Below are 7,037 nucleotides of genomic sequence, written 5' to 3'. Positions count from 1 at the left end.
GGGCGTGTGAAAAAACGAAAGTTTTTTCATGCGTCCTTTTTCTTATAAATACAACAGTAATTATATTTCACAAAAAAGCGTATAATCCCCCTTCCCCCATGAGAATGCCATTATGAATCCTATGTGGCAGTTGCAACTTTTTTCTGCTTGTTGTGATATTTATAAAGATTGTGTCCGATAGAAACGAGAAATACTTCAAGCAATACAGATTTTATTCCTCTTCGGACAATTCTTTTGTACCACCGGTCGTTTTTCATGATACCAAAGGTACCTTCTGCCTGAATGGATCTGTTCATCCTTAGAAGCGCTCCCTGGATACTTTCGAGATTTTCTATCACTTCCTGATGCATCGCTGTAAGTTCGCGGTTGATCCGAACAGTACGGTTTTTGTCTGTCTTTTTACATTGTTCTGCGTATGGACAGCCGGAGCAGTCTTCACACTGATACACTTCTTCCTGACGCCCATACTTGTTCCCTTTTACGTTTTTTCGATACTGAAGATAAAAGTTTTTCCCGTTTGGGCAACGCATGATTCCGTCTTCCCCGATTGGAAAATTTACTGCTCGGAATGGATCTTTATGATACTTCATGTCAGTAGTCTCTTTCTTGAACATGGTGAATTTCATATACTTTTCTATTCCATGCTGCTCACAAAAAATATAATTGTTGTAAGAACCATATCCGGCATCTGCCACTGGATACTTCGGATAAAAGCCATATGTAGTATAAAACTTGTTCATCAACGGAACAAAACAATCCATATCTGAGCGATACTGATTTACATCAACAACAGCAATGTATTCATCTGCAACACCAACCTGTACATTATAAGCCGGAAGCAGCTGGTCATTTCCCATGTAATCTGTCTTGATTCGCATAAAAGTAGCCGAATGATCTGTTTTCGAGTAGCTGTTGCGATCCTCCCCACAGATTTTGATTTTTTCCACGTATTCTTCTAACTTAGCAGTATACTCCCTGAGTTTCTCATAATGCCGTTGCTGTGTAGTTTTGCGATGTCCCCTGCCATGAACAAACGCAGTTTCATCAATCTGCCAGGCTTCTGCATACTGTTCGGCAGCTTCTTTCAGATACTCTGGCGCATACTCACTATTGATACAAAGCTTTATCCCTGTACATGTCAGTTCTTCATTGATTTCCGCAAAAAGTGTAGTAATTTTATCGAAGACACGGTATCTGGATTTTTCTGTTGATTTTTTCCATACCCAGGAATATTTATTCGCATTTGCTTCAAACTTGGATCCATCGATGTATAGGTGTTGGAGATCCACATGTTCTGTCTCGAAAATTTTTTTGTTTATGTCTTGAAATATCTCTTCAATGGAATCAGCAAGTACCTCGTTAATGAAGTAACCGAAGGTACGATAAGAAGGTGTTTGATGATCCATGAGATACATGAAGCGGAGATTGACTTTACACTGATCCTCCAGTTCACGTAATGATATATAGCCATTCTCCATAAATCCAAACAAAACTGTCTTCAGCATGCTGACCGGGTCATATCTGAGTCTTCCTGTATAATGTTGCGGAATATTTTTCAGATATTTCTCCAGTTCGATTCCTCCCATAAATCTGTCAAAAGTCAGCACTGGATCACAGATGTCCAGATAATCTTGAATTAGCATTGGCAAAATTGCCTGTTTTGGGTTAGAATAGATTATGTTATTATTTTTTGTCACAAATTAATTATAACAGAAAGAAAGACCTTGAGTTCAATATAAACTCTTGGTCTTTCTTTTTTTTCGGGACTATTCTTTTTTCACAGCCCCAATTTTTATTTGTATGAGTCAAGATATTCTCTAGGTTGAATTTTTCCTCTCATTAACCTTTGAAATGGGTTACTAGCCTCATAAATATATTCTTTTTTGCTTCCATCTTCTGCATGTGCAATAATTGGTAAGTCTTTCAGTGCTTCTTTAACTCCAATAATTTGGGGCAAAATTCCAATTTGACCTTCTTTATACACACCTGTTATGGGAACCAATGTAAATTTATCAACAAGTTGCTTATCTCCCCCAATAATTATTACTCGATCTCTACGTTGAGGAATTCCAAAATCGGCCGCATTCACTTTATTGATTTTTATTTTGTCAACGCACGTTTCCAATTCCGTCTTAACTACTTCAAAGAAACGCCCTCCATCTAAATTTGTTATTCCTTTTACATTTTCAAACACAAAACCATCTGGATTAATTGCTTTTACTATTTTGGCATATGACTTGAATAACCAATTGCGCATATCACTAACACCACGTCTAGTATTAGCTGTAGAAAAACCTTGACATGGTGGTCCACCTAGCACAAACAATGGCAAATCTGGATGTTCTTGTTTTGCTTTCAATGCAGTATTTACAATAGTATTAAAGACATTTTCTTCATTTATATCACCGCAGATTGTCAATCCTCCTATATTGGCTTTATGTGTTTCAATCGCATACTTATCAATATCATTCGCAATAACTGGTTTCCAACCGGACCAAACAAATCCTAACGCTAGTCCACCTGCTCCACAAAATAAGTCAACAAATTGCCCTTTAAACGGAATCTGTTCAGCAATTTGATATGCTAATAACACCGGAACAGCATTTCCAATTTGTTTATTCACCGCAGTGATTGAACCCTTAAATTCAAACGAGTCTGGAAAAGTTTGCAACCTTGCAGCCTCTCTTTGTGATAATGTGCGATTCTGTTCATAATGCATATTGCACCCATTACCCGGTCGATTAAAATAAGTATTAATTGTATATGCCGGCATTTCTGGACGCAAACGTCCATAATAAGTAGATCTGCTACCTTTCCCTGCTTTATAGCTCTCCCGTATTTGTGCCAGTCTTTGTGAAGGAATTGTTTCCGGAATATCTTTCCAGTTCCCTCCCGGCGGGACACAATTGACAATTTGCATATCCAAATCACTTAATTTTGCAGCATAATGGTTAAAAATCATTTAAACTCTCTCCTTAATAATATAATTCTAATAAAACGTTCAGCTCATCTAATTCTTCTCTTGAAAATTCAAATCTACTAATTATATTCAAAAATTGTTCCCTACTAATTCCGTATAACTGAGCAACACGGATCTCTATTTCCCATTCTAATTTATTTGTTTTCATATTATTGCAGACTAATTCCTGCAATCTTTCATCATCCATTTGCACTGGAATTCTTAATTGTTTAATAACTCCTGCCGAAACATGATTGCTTACAAGTTGTCCTCTGGCTTGAAATTCAAAAACAATTGAATTCATGACAGCTAACAATGAAAATAAAAATGTATTTTCTGCTTCATTCATATTGCATATTGCTCCTAATGAATTTCCAACAATACACCCCGGATTAAGAATGGTTGCTTTAATCCTTCGTTTCTGTGAATTACGCGAAACATCCCGCCATACAAGTTTCCATCCATCAACAGTAATTGGTGGACAAACTTTTTCTTCATTTAAGTACAAGCCATCTTCATTAAATTGATAGCGGTCAACCATATATCCCTTTGCAAATACAATCTTACCGTCTGGACATAGTTTTTCAGCAACTCTCGTTTCATCTAATTCTCGTACAAACCTAAAATGATGTTCTTGGCAAAACTCATACACTGTCGGTAACTTATCCAAATATTTATACAAATCAATTGCTGTAAATCCAAATTCCAAAGGTAACGAATACTGATTTTTCCTTAAATAATCCAAATCTTCTTCTGTCAATTGCATACTCTCGTGTTCTGTTACATTTTTATATATTTTTACATATGGCAACTTACATCCCTGATTTTTTTCAATGACAGCCGTAATACTAGATATATCCGCTGTGCCAAACAATTTTAACTCAGCCGGATAGTAACATATCGAATAAACATCATGCCTCTCAAATATCCATCTTCTCAAGGGAACAGATACTTGATCATTAAATAATGACGCAGGTGATACTATCCCACAAATCCCACCATTAGACACTAATTTCAGTGCCACTTCAACCCCAGTTCTTGCCAAATTTGTTCCCCATTTTCCAAATTTTTTTGTAGGCTGTGATAATGGAAATTCACTTTTCATATAATCATCATATAAAGCTATTGACTTCTTATAATCCTCTATTTCTTTCTGTGTATAGCGTTCATTAAATATTTTTTGTGGTTTTAACAATCCCCATGGTGGATTTGTAACACATATGCTAAAGTTTTCCTCTTCTATCGAATACATCACATATGCGTCGACTTTTTCCGCTCTAATAGATGCTTCAATTCCCAATTTTTCAATTATCTTACTAATTGAATTTTTTGCCTTCTTTAATGCATCTCCATCTATATCCCATATAACAATTTCATACGACTTTTTTTTATATCTGTCCAACTTGGCTACTTGTGATAACAGAATCGTTATTAATCTTCCATCTCCACAAAATGGATCTATAACTCGTATTGTTGTTATATTATCTGGAAGTTTATATTTTATCAGCAAATCCTTTATCATATTTTCTGCAATTGATACTTCTGTATAATATTTTCCAAGAATCTTACCACTTTCAAAATCTGATTTAGCAAAAGAATCGACAAAATCATAATATTGGTTGCTAAATATTTGCAATTTCATTTCGCTAACAGGATCCATTATTCTTCTCCTTTTTGCATTCCCGCTATAGTCATACTTTCTTCCTCGACAAGTTTACCAATAGCATCCCGTATCGCTTCAGATTTGGCAACATTCATCAAACGACAATAAGTTTCTAACCTATTAAGGGTTTCTTTATCCATACGAATTGTGCATACATAATCTTTATTATTTTCCCCTTTCGGTCTTCCCATCTTTTTCATGTTTCCTCGCCTCCTTCTTACGATATTATATACTATACTTTTTGTAATACAAAATGTCAAGTCTTTTTTGTAATACAAAAAATATAATTTATCAGTACCAAAGAAATAACCACTTTTCGTAGTAGATTACTATTAACGAATAGTGGCTATTTCTTTGATTATATTCATTTTTTTGCATAAGCTTTAGTAGTCGAAACCGTAGTAATTCCAAGGCTTTCCGCTATATTCTGCCCTGTATTGCCCCAGTCTGCGAAGGTATGCATTATCATAAAACTGGAGTGCCGTGGCAGATAAAAAGTACTTTTATCATTGTTGCATAACCTCGCATTTCTTAGTTTTTCGGGCTTTGTAAGCCTTTGTGAATTTTTCTTTTCTGGCATAACCTGGTTTATTTTCGCATAATATCGTCCGCAAAAGGTGTAAAATAAGGTGTATGTTTTTCTATTTTACACCTTGCTATTTTCAATTAAAAATCGTAATTACACAACCTGAATCCGGGCAACTTCTTCCCTGGCATCCTCAAGATTTACGTGCGTATATGTATTCAGCGTTACGCTGATGTCTGAGTGGCCCATCAAATATTGCAATGCTTTTGGATTCATTCCGGATTTTGCCATATTTGAGCAATAGGTATGCCGACATACATGCGGTGTAATGACAGGCATCTGTACTTTATAAGTATTATTATACTTCTGAACGATATGTTGGAAATAATGCTCCCAGTGCAGGGAATAGCAGATACTTTCATTTTTATCAAAGTGTAAGAATCCACTTTTTCCATCTACCATAGGCTCTGCTTTGGGCGGGTTTCGTTTTTCTATTATTTTCCGAAAACATTCCTCTACATCTGCAGTCATAGGTATCTTTCTCGTTCCGCTGGTTGTTTTAGTCTCTTGAATATAATATCCGATTTTTGATTTTTTCTGCAATTGATGATCGATGTTGATCGTATGCTCCTTGAAATCAATATCAGAAATCGTCAGCCCGCAGAATTCTGAGATGCGAAGCCCCGTCTTAAACAATATATAAATACCTTCATAGTATTTACTGAAATGTGCATCATCCTTTACAAATTGTAAAAACTTACGCTCCTCCGCTCTGCTGATTGCCTCTCTTGTCACACTGTCATTCACGACCACTTCCATTAGCTGAAACTGAAATGGATTTTTCCTGATCAGGTCATCATCCACTGCCAATTGAAATGCCGGTCGAAGAACTCCTCGAATCGAATGGATGGAACTATAGCTTTTCTTTTCTACCTGCTGAAGATGTATCAGCCAACATTTTGCATCCGAAATCCGAACCGTATCAATCCTTCTTTTTCCAAATGGATCTTTCTTCAATAAATTGATAACTGTTCCATATCCTGCAACTGTAGTAGGTCTGACACCGGTTTTGGTTGATATATATTTTTCAACCAGTTCCAGTACCGTCATATTTCCGCCATTTGTTGCAATCTGCTCGAAATGATCCGCCTGGATTTTCTTCTCCATCTCTCGAAGCGACAAAGTACGGCGCTTTCCTTTCGGAGTTGCATCGTTATGGTCTAAGCGCCAGCTATATACGCAGCGCTCCTTTCCCATCTCATCGACATACTTAAATCGATATCTGCCATCAGATAACTGTATTTCTCCATTGTGTAATATACGTCCTCTATGATCTCTCCTTTTTTCACTCATAATATTTCGTCTCCTTCATTAAATGCTCATTTAACTTGGAAGACCGTCTCGGTTTATTCATTATACCACAAGACCTTCTCTTCGCTAAGATAAAATGAACATTATTTTCATTACTATTTCTTCTATTCTGTCACTTAAACTGTACTGGCTGTGTCCAGATAATCTTCAAATAATTTTCTTTTGAACCGGATATGCGAACCAACTTCCAAAATAAAATCTGCTCCTTCATTTTCACCTGCGATTTGTCTCAATCTCTTTTCTCCAATTCCGTAATATTCTGCTGCTTCGGAAACATTTAAAGAATATTTCTTCCAAACAGGTATTGTTTTTTCTGTATGATTCATTCGCATTCCTCCTTCCCTCTGTTTGTGTTCAACAGCGTTTTCGCTTTCTCCATTTTCATACTTGCAATCGCTTCTCGTTTGCTTGTGCCTCCAACATACACGGGTGTACACATTTCTAAAATACGGTCATAGATACGTCTTTTATCTAACATGGTCTCGCTTTTTATTTCTTTCAGCGGAAGATTGGTCGTA

Annotated in this window: 6 protein-coding genes and 1 pseudogene; all 7 read right to left on the bottom strand. The window is 36.3% G+C overall.

What is annotated here, in order from left to right; genetic code table 11:
• Positions 1-119: 119 nt before the first annotated feature.
• On the bottom strand, positions 120-1,643 hold the full coding sequence (locus PG418_RS18815) for an IS1182 family transposase (protein ID WP_498837870.1): 1,524 nt from the start codon (positions 1,641-1,643) through the stop codon (positions 120-122).
• Between the two features lie 149 nt (positions 1,644-1,792).
• Positions 1,793-2,962 carry a DNA cytosine methyltransferase gene (locus PG418_RS18810; RefSeq protein WP_448861503.1) on the bottom strand — a complete coding sequence of 390 codons (1,170 nt, stop codon included), beginning with the start codon at positions 2,960-2,962 and terminating at the stop codon, positions 1,793-1,795.
• Between the two features lie 13 nt (positions 2,963-2,975).
• Complete coding sequence (locus tag PG418_RS18805) at positions 2,976-4,619, bottom strand: Alw26I/Eco31I/Esp3I family type II restriction adenine-specific DNA-methyltransferase (protein ID WP_498837869.1); 1,644 nt, start codon at positions 4,617-4,619, stop codon at positions 2,976-2,978.
• Complete coding sequence (locus tag PG418_RS18800; protein ID WP_498837868.1) at positions 4,619-4,822, bottom strand: ribbon-helix-helix domain-containing protein; 204 nt, start codon at positions 4,820-4,822, stop codon at positions 4,619-4,621. Before PG418_RS18800 ends, PG418_RS18805 begins: the two co-directional genes overlap by 1 nt.
• Positions 4,823-5,301: 479 nt before the next feature.
• Positions 5,302-6,501: a site-specific integrase gene (locus PG418_RS18795; protein WP_498837867.1), complete on the bottom strand. Its 1,200-nt coding sequence runs from the start codon at positions 6,499-6,501 to the stop codon at positions 5,302-5,304.
• 134 nt (positions 6,502-6,635) lie between these two features.
• Complete coding sequence (locus PG418_RS18790; protein WP_004844954.1) at positions 6,636-6,845, bottom strand: MerR family transcriptional regulator; 210 nt, start codon at positions 6,843-6,845, stop codon at positions 6,636-6,638.
• Positions 6,842-7,037 (bottom strand): annotated as a pseudogene (locus PG418_RS18785) (ATP-binding protein); the annotation flags it as partial. The pseudogene PG418_RS18785 and the gene PG418_RS18790, both read right to left, overlap by 4 nt.

This window comes from Bariatricus sp. TF06-38A (assembly GCF_027690675.1).
GTDB classification, from domain to species: Bacteria; Bacillota; Clostridia; order Lachnospirales; family Lachnospiraceae; genus Allocoprococcus; species Allocoprococcus comes.
Note: the sequence above shows the minus strand (reverse complement) of the source record. Positions and strands in the feature narration are given on the sequence as shown.

Excerpts from the sequence above, each read along its gene's own strand:
- PG418_RS18815 (WP_498837870.1), bottom strand. The coding sequence starts at position 1,643 with ATGCTAATTCAAGATTATCTGGACATCTGTGATCCAGTGCTGACTTTT.
- PG418_RS18810 (WP_448861503.1), bottom strand. The coding sequence starts at position 2,962 with ATGATTTTTAACCATTATGCTGCAAAATTAAGTGATTTGGATATGCAA.
- PG418_RS18805 (WP_498837869.1), bottom strand. The coding sequence starts at position 4,619 with ATGGATCCTGTTAGCGAAATGAAATTGCAAATATTTAGCAACCAATAT.
- PG418_RS18800 (WP_498837868.1), bottom strand. The coding sequence starts at position 4,822 with ATGAAAAAGATGGGAAGACCGAAAGGGGAAAATAATAAAGATTATGTA.
- PG418_RS18795 (WP_498837867.1), bottom strand. The coding sequence starts at position 6,501 with ATGAGTGAAAAAAGGAGAGATCATAGAGGACGTATATTACACAATGGA.
- PG418_RS18790 (WP_004844954.1), bottom strand. The coding sequence starts at position 6,845 with ATGAATCATACAGAAAAAACAATACCTGTTTGGAAGAAATATTCTTTA.